The following is a 22346-nucleotide window of genomic DNA, read 5'->3' as shown; positions in this document are numbered from 1 at the left end:
ATGGGAATGATTATTCCCATGCAAACTAATTTGAAAATATGAAGCTAAAGATCACCACACTACTATTTTTAGGGGCTGCTACCACCATACTGGTAAGCTACTTTATACCCGCACAAGCACGGGTTGCGGTAGGGGATATTAAAATCAGGGTTTTTCTGAAGCCGGCCGAAAAGTTTTCAATATTTTATGATGAAGATAAAACCATCGGATTCAGAAACCTGTCAAATCATGATACCATACTGGTTAAAACCATGGACGCCAGCAAAGCTATTGAGTTTCGTTATGGACTAATTGACCATGGCGTATTTTACCACCACAAGCTCTACCTTCATCCTGGTGATGAGCTTTCACTGCAGGTAAAAAATCAGTTTGATATTGAGGTTAAAGATGGAAACAGCTCCCGATACTTTATCGATTCATGGTTCAACGATCAGGCTACAAAACTTCCTTCTTCTACAGGAAAAGAGGCGCTATCGGCTTACTTCAATGCAATCAAATCAATATACCTCAAGCAGTTAAAGCGTATTGACAGCCTTTCAGGTACCGGTTTTTTAAACCCGGCTACCGCCCATACCTGGAAGCTTGCCAAAACAACTGGCTATTATACCGCATTGCTCAAAGCCATTACACCACAAAACTTTCAAAATGTGCCTGCCGAAACAAAGCTAAAGGCACATCAAATCCTTACAGAAATAAACACGCTCTCCCAAATACAGTCGCCTGATGTAGACGGATTGATATATTACGTTACTTCTTATCACCTCATCAGGGATAAACGGGAGGTGAAAAATATTGATCAAAGGTTGAGCTTTCTGATCAGCAATGAGCAGTTTTTTGGAGCCGACCGTGTCATGTCTTCTGCTATTGCTTCCCTTAAGCACTATTCCAGAAAATCCGATCCAGCTTACCAGGCCGCTTACAAACGTGTGTCTGCCTACAATCAACTTAAAGGTGGTTCAAATTCAGAAGTTCTCAACCATTTAAGTCAATACCAATTCCGGGCTTTAAATAATGTACGGCTGATTGATCCTGTTCAGAAAACACAATCGCTTGAAAATGTCATTGATGAAAAAGATTCGCTGGTATTTATTGATATGTGGGCGAGCTGGTGCGTACCTTGCCGCAAACAAACGCCATTCCTCGAAGCCATTAAAACCAGGCTACAGGATAAACCCATTAAATTTGTCAGCATCAGTATTGATGAGGAAAGCAAATCCGGTGAATGGATCGCGGCTTTAAAAGATGATAAGCTGTATGGCGACTTATACCAATATCGTTTACTCGATAAACAGCACTCTCCGCTGATGTCTTTTTTCGATATTCAGTCCATCCCCAGGTACCTGGTCATCAAAAGAAATGGAACAGTTTTAAATGATCATTTTGTTAGCCCTGATGATCCCGCTTTTGAAAAAAGATTACTCGAATTGCTTAAAAGCTGGTAGTTTCAAGCTTCAGGAAATCTAATTAACCGTTTATCACCTAACCAATCACATTGAAAAAATTCACCTTTTATAAGCAGCCAGATCAAATGGATTGCGGGCCAAGCTGCCTGCGCATGATTGCAAAACATTATGGCAAAGGTTTCAGCCTGCAAAAACTCAGGGAAATTTCCGGCATCAACCGTGAGGGTGTTTCGCTGCTGGGCATCAGTGAAGCGGCTGAAAAAATAGGTTTTCGAACTACAGCCCTGAAGCTTTACCTTAAGGAACTGAAAGATACGGAGCTTCCTATGATCCTCCATTGGAATCAGAATCATTTCGTTGTGCTCCATCGCGTAAAGGGCAATAACTATTATGTTGCCGACCCCGCCAAAGGTTTAATTGTTTACTCCGAAAATGAGTTTCGCAAATCCTGGCTCCCAAAACATGGCCAGGGAGAGGGCATTGCGCTCCTGCTGTCGCCAAGTCCCGATTTTTTTGAGCAGGAGAGTGATCACCAGCCTGCGTTGACCTTCACCTATCTTCTCAGATATTTGTATCAATATAAATCGCTGGTGATACAGCTTTTTGTTGGATTGGGGGTAGGAAGTTTGCTTCAGCTGATTCTTCCTTTCCTTACTCAATCGGTTGTCGATATCGGAATTAATACGCGAAACCTCAATTTCATTTATATCATTCTAATTGCCCAAACCATGCTATTTGTTGGGCGGATGAGTGTAGACTTCATCCGGTCATGGATTTTGCTCCACATCAGCACGAGGATCAACATTTCTATTCTTACCGATTTTTTGATCAAACTAATGAAACTACCCATTAGTTTCTTCGACACCAAAATGACTGGCGATATTATGCAGCGTATGAATGATCAAAAACGGATCGAATCATTTTTAACAGGGCCTACGCTGAATGTAATTTTTTCTTTGTTTAACCTTATCATTTTCAGTTTCGTGCTGGCCTACTACAACCTCACCATCTTTATTATTTTTCTGGTGAGCACCGTATTGTACAGCTTTTGGGTAATGTTGTTTCTCAAACGGAGGCGCAATCTTGATTTCAAACGTTTTGATATATCCTCTAAAAACCAGAGTGCCATCGTGCAATTGATTACAGGCATGCAGGAAATTAAACTCAACAACTGTGAGCAGCAGAAGCGTTGGGAATGGGAGCGATTGCAGGCAGGCTTATTCAGGTTCAATATCAGCAGTTTACGCCTTGGCCAATACCAGCAGGCGGGTGCATTTTTTATCAACGAGGGTAAAAACATACTCATTACCTTTCTGGTTGCCAAATCGGTTATCGAAGGTGGATTAACATTAGGCGCCATGATGGCGGTACAATATATTATTGGGCAGCTTAACAGCCCTATAGAGCAGATGCTCGGATTTATCCAGCAGTTGCAGGATGCGAAAATTTCATTGGAACGGCTTGGTGAAATTAGAGAAATGGAAGATGAGGAACCTGCCGGAAAATCCCTGATCAAAGAACTTCCTTCTAACAGGAGTTTAAGTTTACAAAATATTACTTTCACCTATCCCGGTGCGGGCAGTGAAGCCGTGCTCAGCAATATCAATCTTGATATTCCAGCAGGTAAAACCACTGCTATCGTTGGGATGAGCGGCAGCGGTAAAACTACCATCCTAAAACTATTGCTCCGATTTTACGAAGCGCAGCAAGGCGAAATCAAAGTAGGCCATGCTACGTTAAGCCAGGTAAGCTTCAGGCAATGGCGAAGCGTTTGCGGGGTAGTGATGCAGGATGGTTTTATCTTTTCAGATACCATTGCGCAAAACATAGCCGTTGGCGATGAATACCCTAATCCCGAGAAACTAAAAAATGCTATAGAGGTAGCTAACATCACCGATTTTATTGAACGCCTTCCGCTCGGGCTCAATACCAAAATCGGTGCTGAGGGTAACGGCATAAGTCAGGGTCAAAAACAGCGTATCCTCATTGCCCGTGCCGTTTACAAAAACCCTGAATACATATTCTTTGACGAGGCTACAAATGCCCTTGATGCACATAATGAAAAAGTGATTATGGAAAATCTTGAACGCTTCTTAGTCGGCAAAACCGTTGTTGTAGTGGCCCACCGTTTAAGTACTGTAAAGCATGCCGATAATATTGTTGTTTTGGAGAAAGGCAAAATCATTGAACAAGGTACCCATACTGAGCTCGCGGACGAGAAGGGTGTTTATTACCAATTGGTGAAGAATCAGCTCGAACTTGGAAACTAATTAAAGTTATGGAAGAGAAAGATTTTGAAGAAAACATCCACAGCGAAGACATTCATGAAATTATCACTGCTGTGCCCTCGTGGATTTTAAAATGGGGTATTACGTTGATCTTTGCCATACTAGCAGGCATTGTATTAATGGCTGCCTTTATCGATTATCCGGATATAGTGATGGTGAATGTTAAGGTAAACTCATTGAATGCGCCAAAAGCAGTACTGGCCAGACAAAGTGGTAAGCTTGCAGCATTACTCGTTAAAGACGGCGATGAAGTACAGGCTAATCAGCCTTTAGGGTATTTCGAAAGTACAGCTATTCCAGCCCATGTATTGCAGTTAAGCAATACCCTAAAATTATTACAAGCTAAGGTTAATCATGCTGAAACACAACAGATGGTTGTACCCGAAGGATTAAACCTGGGGGAGTTACAAAGTAGTTACCAGAATTTTCACCAACAATACTTGCAATTTGTGGCTACATTAAAAAATGGGTATTACCTCCGGCGGATGGCATTTCTGGAAAAAGATCTTAACAGCATCAAAGCGCTGGGTAGCCAAATTGAAAAACAAAAGAAAATTCAGGAACTTGAATACGCCAATCAGGAAGCTGAGTATAAGGCTTACCAAAAACTTTATGGCAGCAAGGTGATATCAAGAAGCGAATTTCAACAACAAGAGAATAAATACCTGGTTTCGAAGTATCCCCTGCAACAGAGTGAAACGGCTATATTAAACAATATGAGCAGTTATAGCGCCAAAGAGAAAGAATTACTCGATTTAAAACACACCATATACGAAGAACAGTCGAAATTTACCCAGGCCCTAAACCAGTGTATCACTGAAATTGATAACTGGGTAATGCAACACCTGTTTATTGCCCCCGTGGCCGGGAAGGTTAGTTTTGCCGGCATTGTTCAACAAAATCAAAACCTGCAATCCGGGCAGGAGGTGTTTATTGTTAATCCAGGGAATACAGATTTCTTTGGTGAGGTACAAATTCCTCAATATAACATGGGCAAAATCCGCCGTGGCGCCACTACGCTGGTCAAAATGCACAGTTATCCTTTTGAACAATACGGAATGATTGAGGGCAAGCTTAGCTATGTTTCGGATGTTGCTTACCGAGACAGCGTATTCATCGCGAAAGTGAGTTTCGAAAGGTTTGAAAACAAAGATTTGTCCAGAAGAATTATTCTTAAAAATGGAATGCAGGGAAGTGCCGAAATTATCACTGAGGAAAGCTCCTTACTTCAGCGCTTTTTCAGAAATATTATCAAAATGATGAATAGCAGGTAATTGCATTGGAGAGAAACTTTAAAAAACTACGCAATATGTTTCGTAAACCTTTAAGTAATTTAGAAAGTGTAGCTATTGGACTAATAGAAAATCAAAGGTTTGGGATTACCCGGACTTCGGTTCGAACTTGTTTACAGGAACATCCTGAATACCCAAGCTTGCTATCAATAAGCGATTGTCTGGATGGTTGGAATGTTAGTAACACAGCCTATAACGTACCACAAAGTGAATTTACTTCCTATGCCACCGAGGTGCCTTTTATCGTGCACCTTCGCGAGGGAAATGGCAAATTTCTTTTAATCGAAGAGATTAAGGATGAAAGCATTATCTATAGCAATCAACACTTGTCGAAAAAGGAAATGTCAAAACAAGAATTCCTGAATCGTTGGGGGGGAACAATTTTTCTTGTAGAAGAAAGAAATGAAAAAATAAGCGAGGATGGTTACAAAACCAAAAGATTCATTGAATTTGCACGCTCACTGTTACTTCCTTTTATAGCTATCTCACTACTCATTTTATTTGGTTTGAAAGTCGCAGCCTCGAAATACACCATTGAGTTGGCTCTAATTTTTTTCATTAAGACTTTAGGTTTACTCACATCAATTGCCTTATTAATTCAGAAATTTAATTCAGATAACCCCTTCATCAAACAGCTATGTAATATTAAGGGAAAAAATGGCTGTAACGAAATTTTGAAATCCAGCGCCGCCAATCTAACCAGCTGGCTAAGTTGGAGTGAAGTTGGTTTTTTTTATTTTGCGGGCTCAACAGTCTCTCTCCTATCAAATGACCATTTTATAAATGTATTTGCCTGGTTTAATGTTTTAGCAATCCCTTACACTATTTATTCAATAGGATATCAGCTAAAAACGAAAACATATTGTTTTTTATGTTGCACGGTGCAAATCTTATTGTGGATGGAATTTTTTGCCTTTCAATATTACTCTCGTGCCTCCGGGCAATTGCTACTCCAATCCTGGAACCTGTCTTTTTCATCAGGATTTGTTTTAGTAATCTCTTTCTTAACCCCGATGATATGCTGGTGGATAATCAAACCGTTGATCCAAGCAAAGATCGATTTGACACCAACTAACCAAAAGCTCCGGAAATTCACTAATCATTCAGAGGTATTCAAAATGTTATTAACAAAAGAGCGGTTTTATGAAATATCACATCAACATATGCCAATTACCTTTGGTGATATAACTAGTGAAAATCATTTAGTTATTATCAGTAATCCCTATTGCCGTCCATGTGCCAAAATGCATGCTGAAGTAGTTGAATTGATGAAGACTTTTCCAGATATCAAAATCAGCATACAATTTGCATTAAACGAGCGAAACAAAGACCAGGTAGAGATAGCACTATCACTACTTTCCTTATTTAGAACTTCACCGCCTGCAGACGCACTCATTGCTCTCGATGGCTGGTATCTCACAGGAAAAGATGAACCGGCTAATTGGAAGAACCGTTTTCAGTCAACAATCAGCGAATTAGACCATCAAATTCTTAACGAACAGCAAAAATGGATTAGTAATTATGGGATTAAGTCGACACCAACACTGATTTTCAATCAATATCAACTTCCAGATTTATATGATTTAAAAACCTTGAAATCTGTGTTAAACTCGATATAATTTTCAGTTACAAACAAACGTGAAATCGGCTACGAAGTGCCGATATAACTTAAAATCAATATTATGAGAAACAGAACTGAAATTTCAAAATCCGAAATGAAAAACATTCTAGGAGGGGCAGCCAAACCAGATTGTAGTGTGGAGGCAACCTGCAATGTTGTGAGGAATAATCAATGGGATCAGATGACTATGAACAATGTTGGGACTTGCATAATTTCACAAGTTGGCTGTAATTGTGTTCCTGATGACGGATCTCCATCACAACAGACTGGATATTGTTAATTCATACCGTTCATCATCCGTTCGCTTTGCCGCACACTATAAAGCTGGCAAAGCGGTTAATAAGATATGTGGCACTAAAAAACCTATTGGTGAGTTTAGAAAACTTCTTAGAAAATCAAGTTGAGATATCAAAATCGCGCAGGTAATTCAATCATATTATGAAAGCGTTTTCATTAAGTAAAACAAATCTAGTCTTTGTAAAAAGTATAAAATCAATTAGCTATTGAGTAAAACTGAGTGCTATAGACACATTCATACAACAATAACGCTATACATCATGGGATGATCAGGAAAACAATAGGAATCGTCACCACTATTTCGAGGATTCAAGCCCCCGGAATAAGTAACATGGGATGTGATTACAACAATAGGATAGTCTAATTTAGGAAATCTTTTTTAAAAATCAAAACGCTTATGCCGCATACACGTATATTATTGGTGCCGCAAATCTACTTTGGGCCTTAGAGCGTCAGGGTCTGGTGTAACAACAGGATATACCATAAAGCAAATTTTACTAAAATTATTAGCAACTACAAATTGTATTATAAACATTTATATTTTTATAAATTAATTACATCTTGCTGATACCCCAGATTACTACATAGGTTCGATGGAGATGTGGTAAATTTAGCAGCAAGCAACTATCTCCTGCTGCTAAATAACACATCATTTTAGTGAACTGTTAATTCACACTCACGTTTGAACTTTTCAATTAATGACAGGACTAATTTTTGCTCTGGAACAGGTATCTCAATTACTTTTACCCACCATTTTCTGGATGAAAATGGAACTTTCAATTTACTTATTCCATCAGGTTTAGCTAAAAATATAGCCTCGAATCCAACTAGATTCAAATCCATTGCGCGAACTGACTTATTAAAAAATGGCAGTGAAAACGGTCGTACTTGATAATGATAATATACTGAATCCTGTGTAAGTTCATCTTTCTTTGGAAATCTGACTTTTTCTATCAAGGTTCCTTTCTCTTTATTCACCACTAAGCCCACCTCGTCAGAACTGGCTATCTTTGAAGGATAGAAGTCTGAAGGAAATTTCAAGTAGGAGTTAACTAAAGAATCTACCCCATATCTTCCAAAAGGTTTTTCATTCAACGAGGATTTATAGGCCATCCCAGTCAAACTCCCTTTTTTCCCAACAAAATATATATGATCTAAAGTCTTTGATTGTTTCTCTGATTGTTTACCTTCCCGATCTATTATAATCTGGCTATTGCTTTTCTTTAATTTCTCTCTTACAACCCAATATTCCTTGTTAAATATAATATCAACGCCAGTTTCTGATATAACCTTTTCAGGTCCTGTGATGAACAGCTCAATATGCTGTTCTATTCGAACTGCTCTAAAACTATCTTTATATTCCTGGCCGAGCGCAACCATAGCATACATCAAGCATAACAAAAGAAAAGAGAGAAACTTCATAATTAAGGACGAACGATTAAAAATTGTTTATAAGCATATCCATCACTATCAAGATTAAACTTTCTGGTATAACCCATACATTCAACTGATGCTTCAACAATAAACTGTAACTCCATTGTAGCATTGGTATCGTCATGTACAACACCTACCGGTGGAAATCGGTGAACAATTGTTAGATCTGATAGTAAAATTGGTACAAAACCTTTTTTCGTTTCTATACATAACCCTATAAAATTATATAATATAAACTACTGATTAATTATATGAAAAAAATAGGAGTAATTAGCAAATAAAAAAATCCATAAGAATACTCTTTTTAATACTATGTTTGGATAAAAGTAAAACTGCCGCATCCCTACGTCTAATTTGGCAACATTTTTATAACGATTCCTTCCTTTCACTATTTAGTAATTAGTCTAAAAGCGGGAGACATTCCTTCTTGTTCCGCCCTGGATATTCCTAATTTAGTGGCTATCGCTCGCCAATCCTTTACAGCTATTGAAACCTCTCTAATGATTTGGTGCATTTGATTTTCTTTTAACTGAAATAATTCCCCAACACTTAAAGCCAAATCGAAATCCAACGCATTATTGTCCATATCAATATTAAGTGCCAATCCATTTTTATCTACTGAAGGATTGATATCATACGCTGGCGATAATCTCCATCCATTTGCTGTCAATAAAAAGCCATGATTCCTTAAATGATCATCCGTGTTGGAGATTGCTATGTTAAATACTATTCTTCTCCACAATTGATGCAGGTCTTCTTCTATGTTCGATCCATAACGCTGTATAAAATCTGCTATCTCAAGATAACTAGGAGTCGCGTCTCTAATACTATCCTCACTATTTTTTGTCATGGTCATAGCCGAAGCAAAATGAATACGCTCACCCATATCCCGATCAAACCGTCTGGATAAAAATGTATGATAGGGTCCTCTTACCTTTTCAAGTGTACAAACTGGCATATTGATTCCAGCCTTGGTCGCCAGTTCATAAGCTAAGTATTCCCATGCAGCCTTATCAATTATATCAGCTTTTGAGGGAAACTTTGCAATACACAAATGACCATCCAAATCAACAACATTTGCTTTTGGTCTTGCTCCACCCAGTGATGACCCTGGCGCAAAAAGCATCGGAATCCAATCACTACCATTTTTCCCTTCCTCATCTTCTTCATAAGCTTTGACACTTGCCTGTAGCTCCCGTAGATGAGTAATTGGTGGAGTAGGATTATTCTTGTTATCATCAAGAAAAGATCGGTTGGGATCTAGCTTAAACCTTAATGCTCCCATCCTGGAAGCATCATTAACGCCAAGCAAAAAATCAATTTCGTATAGTTTGGGTGTCGCGTCCCCTTTGGCAAAAGCCGTTTGCGCAGCCCGACGCAACATCAGTTTTCGTCCCCAGGTATCCGGCATCGAATCCATAAATATTCCAAAATTGTCTTTTTTGTCGGGGTATTGGGTTCCTGAATATAAACCGATTTCAGGATCAAGCAAAAACAACTGATCAGACTTTAGCCAAGCCCGGTCGTATTCAAATCCAAATATTCTATGTCCTTTACTCTGCTGAGCAGAAATCACTCCTATGCACCGTGGGGCATCCATGCCTTTCCAGTGAGCGTATACCCATATATCTGTCTTTGTGGCTGCCATTACTTTAACAAATCTAAGTCTTGAAGTTTTCTCCCAAGTTCATCATCTACCGCTAGCTTAAGGAAATCTTCATGCAGATTCAGTGCCTTAAGTACATTGAAATATGCCCCCATAGAGACTCCGGGATCCCCCCGTTCAATTTTACGAAGAGTTGCCCTTTCAATAGCAGCGCGTTCTGCAAGTTGAATTGCAGTTAATTTTCTGCGCTTCCTGGCAAGTTTAATGTTTTCGCCTAACTGATCCCAAATCATTTTATATTTTGGAAATACAACAACTTTCTTCGATCTCATAATGAGTATAATTATGCCCAAATATAATAATAATGGATATAATAACACTCATTGATATATTCATATCATACGATTTTCTAAAGAAAAATAAGATTGATAGAACTAAATGGATAATATTATACCCAATAGCCGGCTAAATGGGCATAGTATTACGCATCTTCCATGTGTTGATTATGGATAACTGAAAATTTCAACCTGTACCCCTGCATTTTGTTATTGAAATAAGATTTGTCAATTACGATCTGACTATTTGAAGATTCGAAGAATCAGGATGAAAACCAATAGTTACATCCGTACAACAATAACCGCTATACACCATGGGATGATCAAAAAAACAATAGGGATGACAATTAGTACCGATCAACGGGACTACTTTCAATATTTGAAAGCCTTTCTATTGCTTATAGAACCGATCGTGGATGATTTAAAGTTGAAAGGATTATATAATTTCGAATAAAATTTTAGAAATTACCTCAGCTAAAACACCTTCAGCGGGAAACTTTGAACCGAAAAACTTGACATTTTAATTGATAGTAATTTAATGCTCAAATTTTCTGTAATTCAAATTATCAAAAACTCATTATCAAAAACTAAATATTTCATTTGATTAATGGAATGAGTTTTTGATAATCCAGGAAAAAGGCGAAGGTCAGCAGAATAAAAGTAAGCGACTTTGCAAACTATAAAATCCCTAAGTGCTACCTCCCAGAAACTTATTAAATAACGAGAGTTTTTTGTTGTAAAAAAAGTGGTTAACAAACTTTAAAAATTTTAATAGCCACTTTTTGTGTAAATACAGCTAGATATTGAATTTTACATTGTGTCGGCATTATCTCTAACTTCGCAGATTGATGTTTAATATAGAATACGATTCGTTTCATAGTAAAGACATTAAAAACAATAATTAAATTTACTTATCTTTATGTCAGATTGTTAGCACTATGCACTTGAGTGAACACAAACCAGATAAAAGTCTATCAGCATACATAAAGTGTTATAGAATTATCGATTTTGAATTTAATCACAACGATCCGATTCCGTCAAAAGCCTACACACCACGACCTGAGCATTGCCTCCAATTTTTTCAAACCCCAACAAAGATTGAGTATCCGACAAGCAAGGATTTTATCAAGCCTAGAAATGCATTGCTTTTTGGCCAACATACGGTTGTGAATATGAGAACCGTTTATAAAAGGTTTCGTTCTCTTCAGATTGTTTTTAAGCCAGGTGCACTTTGCAAATTATTGGGTATCCCGACTGTAGACCTAACAAATTCTTCCGTTGATGCCGAACTTATTTTGGGTAGAGAAATCGAAGAGGTAAATGATCAGCTTTTTCATACCAGTAACCACCGCGAAATGTTGTCAATCGCAGATCAATACATCTTGAAGAAATTGAGAGCCATCAAAGGTAACTTAGATCAAATTGATCTTGTTGCAGGTGAAATGCTGAACTTCAATCGTTCATTGGATTATTATGTTTCTAACGGCTTTTTATCGCAACGACAATTTAATAGGCGTTTTATAGATAGTGTCGGGATCAGTCCAAAAGCTTTTCTAAGGGTGGCCAGGTTTGATTATGCTTACCGGCTAAAAAATGTTTTCCCAGCTATGAACTGGTTTAATGTAGCCATTGATTCTGGCTATTACGATTATCAGCACTTAAGTAAGGATTATAAATCATTTACAGGCTTGTCGCCCTCCGATTTTTTTGCAATGGATTCTCCAGAGCGACAATTGGGCACGGAAGAAATTTACTAATGTCTGATTTTTACCACTAAAGGTCTTTTTTTCCTTTCCATCTTTGAGAAAATCTAAATAATATGGAAAGAAAAGAATTTTTATTTAGCAGCGTAAGTATGGCCGCCATTTTAACGCTAAGTAAAACCGGCCTTGCGCAAATGGGAGTTAGAGATCCATTTGTTGTTAGAGCCGGCAAGGGCAGATTCGGAGAATCCTTTTTATATAAAGGAAAAAATCCGAACGACATAAAAATATCTGGTAAGGATACCAATGGGCAGTTGGCCATGTTTGAATATATTGGATTCGAGCAAACTGGGCCATCACTTCATGTTCACTTTGATCAGGATGAGATTTTTTACGTAGCAGAGGGAAACTATAAATTCTCAGTTGGTGGTAAACTCATGGAATTAACAACGGGTGATACCATTTTTTTACCCCGAAATATTCCTCATACCTGGATTCAGCGAACAGATTTTGGTAAACTTATTTATTTCGTACAACCAGCGGGGAAAGCTGAAGACTTTTTTAGGACAATGAATAATTTAGATCATAAACCCAGCAAAGCAGAAATTGACAAAATTCATAAAGAGTGTGGAATGAAGGTAATCGGACCTGGGCTTACTATCGATTGATACAAGCAATCTAAGACTTGAATTACAAGGGGTATGTAAGTTATCAATATTACAGATTATTAGGTTAAAAAGAATTGGGTTTTTAATAACATTTCAATTTAGAATATCTGCGATAATTTGATAAAAAAAGCTGGCGTGATTACCCTTTCAATGAACAGTTTCTGAATAAGGAAAGCCTTTTCCGGGGAAATGAAGGTCGAATTTTATCAGTTTGCAGCTAAATGGATGTGATGCACATCCAAACCTCGATATCATTAGAAATTCTAATCAAAAACTTATTTAACTAAACTTTAAGACAAAACCTCAATTTTAATTTGATTGTAAAATCAATAGGGATCCCGTTGGGGATCCCTAAGAAAAATTGTACCCAGCTCCGGAGTCGAACCTCCGGAATAGGTAAAATGAGATGTGATTACAACAATAGGATAGTCTAATTTAGGAAATCATTTTCAAAAATCAAAATGTTAATGCCCCATTACCCCATTACTAAAAGTGAACATTATTATTTTTAATTAAAAAAGAAAAAGCCCCAGATACGACTGAGGCTAGCAAAACTAAGTTACGTTTTAATTGAAAGAGGCTTTACTTAGTATAACATCCAAATATAATCAAATTTTAGAAGGTTTTATAAGAGGTACAATACCCGTGTGAAAAACTCATTCCACACTCTCATTTAATACGCTCGCCAGACTTTTCCCTCCCAGATATTCCTTTAGTGGATCTGAGATCAGGCATTGATCAGCAAGTAATAAATCCTCAGGCCTCCCAAACTCCCAGCTCACCACATTGGCTACCTCCGCTGAAATTACTTTTACCAGCTTACCCATCACATGATTTTCAAGGTAAGCTGTTTTTTCATATCTCCAGCTTTCCTCATCATTAAATGCAGGGACATTATAAAGTTTACTCCCTTTCGTTCCATTACCAACCGATAAACTCGAAATGAGCGTGCTTACGTTAAACTCCGCTAAATGAGCCAGGTGTTCACCATTCAGTTCGATCATACAAATGGCCTGAGCAATTAAATGAAACTTATCATTAATACCCGAAATGATCACATTTGGATTCTTCAGCTCACCAACAAAAACATATGACCCCTTTTGCAAAGACCTGGTTGAGGTAAACCCATTCAAATGGAATTTCGATGTAACCTCATCTAAAATGATTGCATTAGGAAAACTCCTCTTTAATAAATCCTGAAAACTTTTTCCAGACATCGCGAAATTGTTTAAACTTAAATTAAATGTACCTTACCGGTTGAGTAATAAACTTAACATTACGATTACCGGTATTTACAATCACCGGATTTGCAATAAACAATCTGTACCGGGTGTTAGAGCCATTTTGTATCGCTTCAATCTTAACAATATCAGCATTGAGGTAATATCCACGCGGATGTAAACCTGCATTATTCATTGAGGCTACCTGAACCCTTTTCGTGGTAATATTGGCTGGGTTCAAGTCCCAATCACCCGTCCAACCCTGATTAATAATCTTATTAAAATCATCTCTGGAAGCGACCTGAACGCCAGTAAATGCAGCATCTAAATCTTCCACCTTTATCGCCGCATCTCCCTTAAAGTACGATTCCAGAAAACTTACAATGCCCTTATGATATTCTTTCCCAACTTCATAGAAAACTAGTTTTTTCTCAACTTCATCCTTTTGCAAACCACTCACCTGTATCTGAGTAAAAATGTTTTTGAGCTGATTAGCATAATACCTTGATCGAAATCGTTTAGTATAGATTGTTGAGCCGCAGCGTGAGCTGCAATTGGAAGGCCAAGCTGTTTAATTTCCTGCGTTAATATTTTAATTCTATCAGCCTGTGGAGTAATGTGTAAGCGCATCAAAACTGATGCAATTTGTTGAGGAGTCATATTATTTAGATTTTAAATTGAATGCGGAAATTATTCATAAAATCTGATAATTCCAATGTCATACAGTTGATGATTTTTTTTAGCTTTGGAGAAATTAAAACTCTTAATCTTATGAAAAAGCTATTTATGAGCAGTTTAGTACTGTTCTTTTTTGCAGTCTCTATTTTCACTTTCCAGCTAGCTTGTAAAAAAGAACTCAGGGCTGATTTACCTCCATTGCCTTCAACTCAATTAAATAAACTGATTTACGTGGTTAATGGTTACCCGAATTATGAAGTTTGGACATCTTATTATGACGGTTCAGGCGCTAAAAATTTAAATGTTCAATTTCCGGGAAATAAATCCAATTACGAAATTGACGGTTTTCATTTTTCTCCAGACGGCAAGAAAATTTTTGCCTCACTTTATGATTTGACTACAAAGAGATCCAGTATCTATAGCTGGGACGGTGATGGAACCAATATGAAAAAAGTTGTTGATAACGGAATGATGGTTAGTGTACATTAACCGTGTGCAAACCATCAGTAAATTAATATTAACAAATTCAAAAATGGCAGTTGTTTGCATCTGCCGTTTTTGAATAGTTTATCTTACTTCCTGCATCATCTCGAACCCATTATTCCCCGCAATTGTGATCAGAGGCTCAATAGTCGATCTAAATTTAATCTTGTAATCATCCGGTAGTGAAGTTAAGCTTTCGAGATCAGGAAAGATACTCAGGTAATCTTCCAATAAAGGTTCTTTAACGGCTTTGTGTTTAGTAATCTCTATTGCCTGTTTTTGTAAGTGGTAAAAACCATCAAAGTATTTGTCCAGGGGAGGGAGCCTGTCCGATTTAGAACTGTTGAAAGAAGGACTGGCTGGAATCAAATTCCAGATCAAATCATGAGATACAAAGGCATAGGGAATGAAGTGTTCTACCGCAAAGTTACCTACCTGTAACTTACTGTTGTTATAAATACAATCTACGCTACCAAGCTCGCCGATAATTGTATTCCAGAACTTACGCTGTTTAGCCAGGCCATTTCTTTTAGCTGGTTTAATCAGCTTATTCGGAATATCAGGAACATTAGGATTGTGTTTTTGCAAATACAAGCTTAAGTTCCAGTAGCAAAAACTTTTTAGAACACCCATATTCTTTGTCAGATAATCGGCCCATATCGGGTTAATAGTTACATGCGTATCGTTTACTGCATATAAGCAGTCGTTTTCGAACCTGCCCGAAGCCTCATAAATATATTTTTGATTTTCACCTTTGGATGGAAACCACGGACTCAAAAAACGGTGTGGTACCTGCTTATTGAAATGCCAAAGCAATCGTTGCGTTTGCGGATGATTACTTTTGTTTAAACGTTTCCTGATGCGAACCCGGTCTTCATCGATATTAATGCCTTCCAGTAACCCAATTTCCTCCACCGCTTTATGCAACTGATCCTGTTTACCAAAACTAATTTTGAAATAATTAATCGTGTACCAACTCGAAGCCACCATGCCTACAAATAAGCGATGCTTAGGGATGTAATATTCACCATCAGCCACCTCATCCAGTATAGATAGGAGCCAGTAAAATTTGTAAGCCGCAGCAGTGCTGTTAAAGCTGGCCGTTAACAGGTTTATCGGTAAACGTTCGTGAAAAGGGATCATTCATCCGCAAGATAAACATAGGGAGTGGAAGAACAAATTTGATTAACAGATACTATTAGCAGATTAACAAAAAAACCTCAGATGCTGTAGGCGCGATCAAAAACTTAGTTACGTTTCGAAGATATAGGATTTATTAAGTATAACGTTCAATTTTAATGATTTAAGTTTATACAACATCAATAATCCATTGATATTATGCATTTAAATTTGTATTTTTAATAGTAGGAAACCTGTTGTTTTGCAACAACAAATTCACTCAAACCAACCAATTAAGACTAGATTAATTATGAAAGGCCTGTTCAATTCCATACCTCCTAACTGGCTATTAGTTGAAGAGTATGATGATAATGCAATATTCGAAAACGCTGAAAAATCATTCTGCGTGAACATAGATTTTACAGAAGGTTATCAACATCCGTATTCTATTGGATTTTTACAATTAAAAGGACAGTTTACCCGGATTGGTATTGAAGATGGGGCTTACGCAACACACGCATCAGATTTACCTGGAGCAGTCCAAAAAGCTATTCACATGATGACATTTATTGATGAACATTTAAGCTTAACGGTAGCAGAATTTAAATAGATCCTTCCTTAGAGGCTAGCATTTGAAAAACGAAATAGCATTAAAAGCACGTAATTGACAACATCTCTCCACCTGCATTGTTGTGTTATCATGGCCGACGTATACAGCAAAGAAACCCGCTCATTCAATATGAGCCGCATCAAAGGGAAAAACACCAAACCAGAAATGCTGGTGCGCAGGTTTCTTCATGCAAATGGTTTTAGGTACCGGCTCCATGTTAAAGATTTACCTGGTAAACCTGATATCGTGCTTCCTGTCCAGACCATAATCTATCCGCATAGAATTCTTAGAAAATTCAAGTGAGCTAGAAGAGCGCCAGTTGAATGGTGCTCACCTCAAGTTTTTCTAAATCTTTCAAGGTCGCTAGGATTACCTTTTGATTGTAGTTTTTAGTATCTGAGCTGCCAATATTGGATTGCATCATCTGTTTTAACCGGTCGGCCGCATACTTTTGCGCCTGATCTTTAGAGGGAAAGGCGTTCCCGTACACGCATATCCCGCTTGATGAACCCGCGGTACCAAAAGACGCGAAAAGACCAAAGGTCCATATACCGTTCAAGCCTCTGCCTAGAGTGATGGTGCTGTAAGTACCATAACGTTCTTTGGGGGCAAGTTCCAGGTATATTTCCTGAACATCTAAAAATGCCGGTTTCCTGAGCCATCCGTAGCAATAGCAAATTCTCACAGGGAGATGATTAGTAAAATCAGACAAAACGCTCCAGTTCGGCATATTTAGTTTAAAAAGTGGATTTTTCGATTGAACTTATATCCGCCAATAGGTTAGCGCAGGAGAATAAATATCGACTGGGAGCAGGGCCTTTTTGATGTCAAATGAATAGCATATCCCGAATTATGGTTGCTAAAATTTAAACGATTTCTAACAAGCAAAAAAAACTACTTTCTTAACTTATTGAAGATTGTAGGGACGTTATTTAGGAAAAAAACAAATCTTGGATGTCCTTAAGGTCTATTGCTTTATAGTGCTGTGGAATAACAGGGTTCATCCTTGCGAGGCGACTGATCGCCTGATTTTTCAGATTAGAATTAAATACAAAATAATAGTTAGGGTGCACATTAGTAGTGGATTGCGCTGCCGCTGTTGAGCCTGCCACTTTTTGGAGCAGTTCAACCCGGCTTAGGTTAGCAAGATTCTTATAGTTGAATCGGTATTCAACCATTACGAGCTCACTTTTTGTTCCTGTACTGTCCGTGGTAACAAAAGCCGAGTCCATAGACTTTACCGGAGATCTCTTTTCTATACTTGCAAACTTATGCTCCACACAATCCATATCTAATACAACTTCCCCATCAGTAAAGATGTTTGCGTCTGAACTGCCTTCTTTCAGGGTCAGCTGGTTAATACCCTGTAGACATTCTTCCTTATTCAGCGACTTGGCTAAATCAAGTGTGGCCTGTTTAGAATACTTCATTAAATACCATATTTATTTATCCGCTCCAATGCAATGTTGAACGATTCGAATATGGGATCGATCTCTTTATCCAAGAAAGTATAGTTGTATTTGAATTTTCCGTCGACCTTTTGTGCCAAGTAGAAATTCGTACCGTCCAAAACACCTTCTTTTTCAGAAATATACCTGATTGCACTTACCATATCCGGATTATGAGTTGCAAGAAAGAACTTGATTCCAAGTTGCTTATTGAGCAGTACGATAATCCTGGCATACTCAATTATCCATTGTGGATGAAGGTTAGATTCTGGTTCGTCTAAGATGAGCAATGTCTTGTCTGTTATGGTACCATTTTTTAACAATATTTGGAGGATAGAGAAAGACTTTATTCCTGTAGCAACATCCAATAGTCCAAAAACTTCTCCATCGACACGCTTAAATTTGAATTCATCGGTCGAATAAAGCACATCATCAGAATATACGTCGCCTTGAATGATTTCACTATTTATCAGATCAGCCACTAAGTGGTTTCCATTTCCTTTTTTCTGTAGCAGTTCCTCGAGATCGTCCCAATGCACATTATTACTAGCTTCGGAATGAAGCATCATTGGGGTATCAAGATAAATAGCATTCTGAATACTGTAAGGTATCGATAAGTTTTTTTTGGTGAGGGCTACGATGAGATCACCATATTCTTGCACCTCGAATTTACCTGGTAAACTTCCCTCTATAAATACCCTTCTTAATTCCTCGGTAAATAACGAAGTTGGTCTGAGTTCTATGGTATCTATTGCTTTTCTGAAGTTTTTGATTATTATATTTTTTACTTTCTCAAAGGATTCATCCATGTCCTCCTCTTTGTAGTCGATATTTAGAAGATCGCCAAGAATATGCCGAAACCGCCCAGAATTCCTTGGAGTAAGTCTATCTGGATTTTTAACCCATTCTGTGGCACTCAAAAATTTCTGTATCTGCTCAACAACCTCAATCCATCGTCTCATTTCCCCTTTCAGATCCTCGGTATTTAGTAAAGCTTTTCTAAGCTCCACTACTTCCCCTCTAAAATCCAAGCCTTTGTCGTAGTAACGGGTCTCTTGAGCAATTATTTCAAGAAAACGACTCACATCCGCCAAACTGCCTCTTAGTTCTCTGGCAACGATACGATCGTAGTCAGCAACGGTTCTATATAAAAAGTACAAAAGTTTAGAAATAGAACTTTTACCTGAGCCGTTCTCTCCAGCAACCACAGTAATTCCATTTATGATAATGTCAGCGTGGTTTACTGCTCGAAAATCCTCTGCTAAAATACGTATATCGGGGAAATTGCTCATTGTGTTTAATTATTTGTGTGGTAAAGTTATGAAAATTATCGATTCTTAATTTTAGTAGGATCCTAAATAAAATCGACCAACCAAAGAATGGCTCTCTATCATCACCAAAAGTTAATACCGCGACAAAAATCATGAAAAGCATGGTATTAAAATCCCTATGTGAACCAGTTTTATTTGTATCATCATTTGTCACAATTCATTTGTCGGCGAAATTGTTCGCCGATTCCGCATAGTTGGCTCCAAATTTACTTTTAATTTAAGTTTTCTGAGGCTTGCTACGTAGGAATATAAGGAATGAAAACTGATTTTGGTTGGCACGACTCACAAGGCTAGGTTCACCAAAATATTCGGTTACGGATAAACTACTTTTTTATGATACATAAGTATGCAGTAATACCTGATTGGATTATCTAAACTTACCTAAGTCTGAGGAAAGTATAGAAAACAAAACACATGAAACTCTTATCAACAGAAAATTTATCACCAACTTCAAACAATAAGTCTAAGATTTATGCTGTTGGATGCCCAGCCAGTTATTGCTACACAGTTAATTTACCACTTTCAACTGGAAAATGAACCCAATCAGTTCTCTAAAAAGCTAATTACTCTATAAGGCAGCTAACAATTTCATAAAAATGGACAACCGACCAACATCCTTGCATCAAAACCTTCCTGTTTGATACTTCATAAAATATCTGGTGGCGTCTCATAGTCTTATTGCTCATTGCTTTCTGTGATACTACTTGGCTAAAATATTCATTCTGCTTTGATCGCAGCATTTATGACTATTCGATTACTATGGCTATACCGTTCTGCTAGTGGTTTTGGGAATCAATCAAAAAATACTTAATTTGCGTTAATAAACTGGATGTTATGCTCTCACAAAATGAACTATCTGATGTCGGTATATTTGATTGGCAAACTATGAAAGATAGTTTTGAAGTATCAGATATATTGATTGGTAATGGTTTCTCTATAAATTTATGGCCAAGTTTGAGATATGATTCACTTTGCGAACTATTTTGTAGTCAAAGTGTTGCTGAAATTGTTGACCTATTCAAAAACTTTAACACAACAAACTTTGAGGTAGTACTTAGTGGATTGAATAATGCTGAAATTGTAAATTCTGTGTTAGGATCTGTTAACTCTGACATACCGAAAATCAAACAGAGAGTTAAGGACGGGCTTATACACACCATTCAAACTACTCATCCTGAAGCGAAGGATATCCGAGATGTAATGCTTAGGTCATTAGCTAAAGAACTTGAGCCATTTTCTGATGTATATACAACGAATTATGACGTATACTTATACAAAATCATATTGGCCAACAACACTTTGGTGGATTTGGGTTTGGAAAACTTTTCGCAATTCGGGGATGGATTTTACACCGAATTATCAAAAGGTAAGCTAAGTTTTGATGACTTTGATTATAAACCTAGAAATCTCATATATCTCCATGGCTCCCTCTTCATGTTTAATCCATCTGGTTCAACATACAAAATAAGAAAGATTGATGGCAACCTCGAATACATTAAGTTAATCAAGATAGAGCTTGATAATAATAATTTTCCTGTTTATGTAGCTGAAGGTACAGCTGAAGAAAAATACATATCCATAAATGAAAATTATTACTTAAGATCTGCATTAAATAAACTTAAATCTAGAAAAGGCAATCTTGTTACATTTGGCTTTTCCTTCGGAAAAAGTGATCGCCATATTGTTGAAGCTATAAACAGCTCAAAAACGGATACTATCGTTGCGTCAGTCTGGCCGAATCGGTCTATGAAGGACCTACAAAGAGAGACCAGCAGAGTTAATAATCTATTTCCTAATAAGTCGGTGCAGTTTTTTGATTCAAGGACTTTGTTTTCATTTGATACACCGAAATTTTTCTATTAAAATGCACAACGAAAAAAATCTTATTGAAACTCAAGATGGTACGATCACTTGTGGAATAGTAATGCCTATATCAAAGATTGATGGCCTCGAAACCGATCACTGGAGCGAAGTTTTATCTATATTACAAGATGTAGCTAAAGCAGCTGGTTTTAAAAGTGATTTAGTCAGTGCATCTGAATTTGCAGGGGTGATTCAAAGTAGGATTGTACAAAATTTATATCAAAATGAGATTGTAATAGTTGATGTCAGTGGTAAAAACCCGAACGTAATGTTTGAGCTGGGACTACGCCTAGCTTTCGACAAAGCTACTATTGTGGTTATCGACGATCAAACGGATATATCATTCGATACTGGACCAATTGAGCATTTAATATATCCCCGAGATTTAAGGCATGGTAAAATAATTATTTTTAAAGAGCAACTTAAGAAAAAAATCATTGCAACTTATAAAAAATCTAAAGAGCCAGACTATTCAACTTTTTTGAAGCATTTCGGAACATTCGATTTAAAAGGACTGAAAGAAAAAGATGGGAATTTTAATGATCTCATCGTTTCTACGCTAGAATCTATGACGAAACAGATATCCATTTTATCAACAACAAATGCTTTTATAAAAACAAATCTCAATATGCCGCCAATGGAGAAATTTAGCGATTTAGATCAGGCTATTCGAGAGGCTTTTGAGATAAATGAAGAAGTTATCGGTGAGAAAGATGTTTCTGGATTTATAATGAATAATTATCGTGATTTTTTGGAAGACAAAACTTTAAATTGGCCGCGGGCGATAGTTAAAAATCGTATCATAAATTTTTTGAGTGAGCGAACAGAGGTTTAGTACAAAAAGTTATTCTATTCTTTTAGATCTTGGATATTGCCGTAAACTCTATCCCCTTGGAAGATCCGCGAGCGAGCAGACATACAACAAACCAAATTCCAAACCAATGGCT

The 22346-nt window shown here is 37.4% G+C and carries 21 protein-coding genes; 11 read left to right on the top strand and 10 right to left on the bottom strand.

All coding sequences use genetic code 11. The annotated features are described in order from the left end of the window. Positions 1-38 precede the first annotated feature (38 nt). The 4 genes from AB669_RS13530 to AB669_RS13515 are packed head-to-tail and all read left to right on the top strand — an operon-like array spanning position 39 to position 6602. Positions 39-1442, top strand: a complete 1404-nt coding sequence (locus tag AB669_RS13530; protein WP_047799839.1) for a TlpA disulfide reductase family protein — start codon at positions 39-41, stop codon at positions 1440-1442. A gap of 50 nt (positions 1443-1492) precedes the next feature. Continuing rightward, the gene (locus tag AB669_RS13525) at positions 1493-3673 is read left to right on the top strand and encodes a peptidase domain-containing ABC transporter (RefSeq protein WP_082120678.1); all 2181 of its coding nucleotides are present in this window, start codon (positions 1493-1495) and stop codon (positions 3671-3673) included. A gap of 8 nt (positions 3674-3681) precedes the next feature. Further along, entirely contained in the window at positions 3682-4965 is a 1284-nt protein-coding gene (locus AB669_RS13520) for an HlyD family secretion protein (RefSeq protein WP_053058406.1), read from the top strand. A 35-nt stretch (positions 4966-5000) separates the two neighbouring features. Further along, complete coding sequence (locus AB669_RS13515) at positions 5001-6602, top strand: cysteine peptidase family C39 domain-containing protein (protein WP_047799837.1); 1602 nt, start codon at positions 5001-5003, stop codon at positions 6600-6602. 953 nt (positions 6603-7555) lie between these two features. Here AB669_RS13515 and AB669_RS13510 read toward each other — a convergent pair. The 3 genes from AB669_RS13510 to AB669_RS13500 form a co-directional block, all read right to left on the bottom strand. Beyond that, positions 7556-8323: a hypothetical protein gene (locus AB669_RS13510; protein WP_047799836.1), complete on the bottom strand. Its 768-nt coding sequence runs from the start codon at positions 8321-8323 to the stop codon at positions 7556-7558. Positions 8324-8723: 400 nt separating this feature from the next. Then, positions 8724-9983: a type II toxin-antitoxin system HipA family toxin gene (locus AB669_RS13505; RefSeq protein ID WP_047799835.1), complete on the bottom strand. Its 1260-nt coding sequence runs from the start codon at positions 9981-9983 to the stop codon at positions 8724-8726. Then, entirely contained in the window at positions 9983-10273 is a 291-nt protein-coding gene (locus AB669_RS13500) for a helix-turn-helix domain-containing protein (protein WP_047799834.1), read from the bottom strand. The genes AB669_RS13505 and AB669_RS13500 overlap by 1 nt, the downstream gene beginning before the upstream one ends. Before the next feature lie 941 nt (positions 10274-11214). Between AB669_RS13500 and AB669_RS13490 the strand changes: the two genes are divergently transcribed. Continuing rightward, a complete protein-coding gene (locus tag AB669_RS13490) occupies positions 11215-12033 on the top strand; it encodes a helix-turn-helix domain-containing protein (protein ID WP_047799832.1) in 819 nt (272 codons plus the stop codon). 62 nt (positions 12034-12095) lie between these two features. Next, on the top strand, positions 12096-12647 hold the full coding sequence (locus AB669_RS13485; RefSeq protein ID WP_047799831.1) for a cupin domain-containing protein: 552 nt from the start codon (positions 12096-12098) through the stop codon (positions 12645-12647). Between the two features lie 656 nt (positions 12648-13303). Here AB669_RS13485 and AB669_RS13480 read toward each other — a convergent pair. From AB669_RS13480 to AB669_RS13470, 3 genes are read right to left on the bottom strand one after another with little or no spacing between them, the layout of a single operon-like run. Next, positions 13304-13864 (bottom strand): hypothetical protein, encoded by a 561-nt coding sequence (locus tag AB669_RS13480; RefSeq protein WP_047799830.1) that lies wholly within the window; start codon positions 13862-13864, stop codon positions 13304-13306. A 22-nt stretch (positions 13865-13886) separates the two neighbouring features. Next, a complete protein-coding gene (locus tag AB669_RS13475; protein WP_047799829.1) occupies positions 13887-14327 on the bottom strand; it encodes a hypothetical protein in 441 nt (146 codons plus the stop codon). Beyond that, positions 14324-14527: a hypothetical protein gene (locus tag AB669_RS13470; RefSeq protein WP_047799828.1), complete on the bottom strand. Its 204-nt coding sequence runs from the start codon at positions 14525-14527 to the stop codon at positions 14324-14326. The genes AB669_RS13475 and AB669_RS13470 overlap by 4 nt, the downstream gene beginning before the upstream one ends. 111 nt (positions 14528-14638) lie before the next feature. Here AB669_RS13470 and AB669_RS13465 point away from each other — a divergent pair, with 111 nt between their 5' ends. Next, a complete protein-coding gene (locus tag AB669_RS13465; RefSeq protein WP_156166747.1) occupies positions 14639-15034 on the top strand; it encodes a hypothetical protein in 396 nt (131 codons plus the stop codon). Positions 15035-15112: 78 nt separating this feature from the next. On the opposite strand, the gene AB669_RS13460 is transcribed toward AB669_RS13465, so the two are convergent. Next, on the bottom strand, positions 15113-16171 hold the full coding sequence (locus tag AB669_RS13460; RefSeq protein ID WP_047799826.1) for an HNH endonuclease domain-containing protein: 1059 nt from the start codon (positions 16169-16171) through the stop codon (positions 15113-15115). Positions 16172-16457: 286 nt separating this feature from the next. Between AB669_RS13460 and AB669_RS13455 the strand changes: the two genes are divergently transcribed. Together AB669_RS13455 and AB669_RS13450 are read left to right on the top strand one after the other, a co-directional pair. Continuing rightward, a complete protein-coding gene (locus tag AB669_RS13455; RefSeq protein ID WP_047799825.1) occupies positions 16458-16757 on the top strand; it encodes a hypothetical protein in 300 nt (99 codons plus the stop codon). Positions 16758-16847: 90 nt separating this feature from the next. Then, positions 16848-17060, top strand: a complete 213-nt coding sequence (locus tag AB669_RS13450; RefSeq protein WP_082120677.1) for a hypothetical protein — start codon at positions 16848-16850, stop codon at positions 17058-17060. 1 nt (position 17061) lies between these two features. Here the strand turns inward: AB669_RS13450 and AB669_RS13445 are convergent, their stop codons facing one another. The 3 genes from AB669_RS13445 to AB669_RS13435 all read right to left on the bottom strand — a co-directional run bounded on the left by AB669_RS13445 (position 17062) and on the right by AB669_RS13435 (position 19497). Next, complete coding sequence (locus tag AB669_RS13445) at positions 17062-17487, bottom strand: hypothetical protein (protein ID WP_047799824.1); 426 nt, start codon at positions 17485-17487, stop codon at positions 17062-17064. A gap of 202 nt (positions 17488-17689) precedes the next feature. Beyond that, positions 17690-18187, bottom strand: coding sequence for a hypothetical protein (locus AB669_RS13440; RefSeq protein WP_047799823.1), 498 nt, complete (start codon positions 18185-18187; stop codon positions 17690-17692). After that, positions 18187-19497 (bottom strand): AAA family ATPase, encoded by a 1311-nt coding sequence (locus AB669_RS13435; protein WP_047799822.1) that lies wholly within the window; start codon positions 19495-19497, stop codon positions 18187-18189. The genes AB669_RS13440 and AB669_RS13435 overlap by 1 nt, the downstream gene beginning before the upstream one ends. Positions 19498-20370: 873 nt before the next feature. Between AB669_RS13435 and AB669_RS13430 the strand changes: the two genes are divergently transcribed. Next, entirely contained in the window at positions 20371-21399 is a 1029-nt protein-coding gene (locus tag AB669_RS13430; protein WP_047799821.1) for a DUF4917 family protein, read from the top strand. Position 21400: 1 nt separating this feature from the next. Continuing rightward, a complete protein-coding gene (locus AB669_RS13425; RefSeq protein WP_047799820.1) occupies positions 21401-22234 on the top strand; it encodes a hypothetical protein in 834 nt (277 codons plus the stop codon). Positions 22235-22346 lie beyond the last annotated feature (112 nt).

Source organism: Pedobacter sp. BMA (assembly GCF_001027745.1).
Taxonomy (GTDB): Bacteria; Bacteroidota; Bacteroidia; order Sphingobacteriales; family Sphingobacteriaceae; genus Pedobacter.
This window is presented reverse-complemented; position numbering and strand designations above follow the sequence as displayed.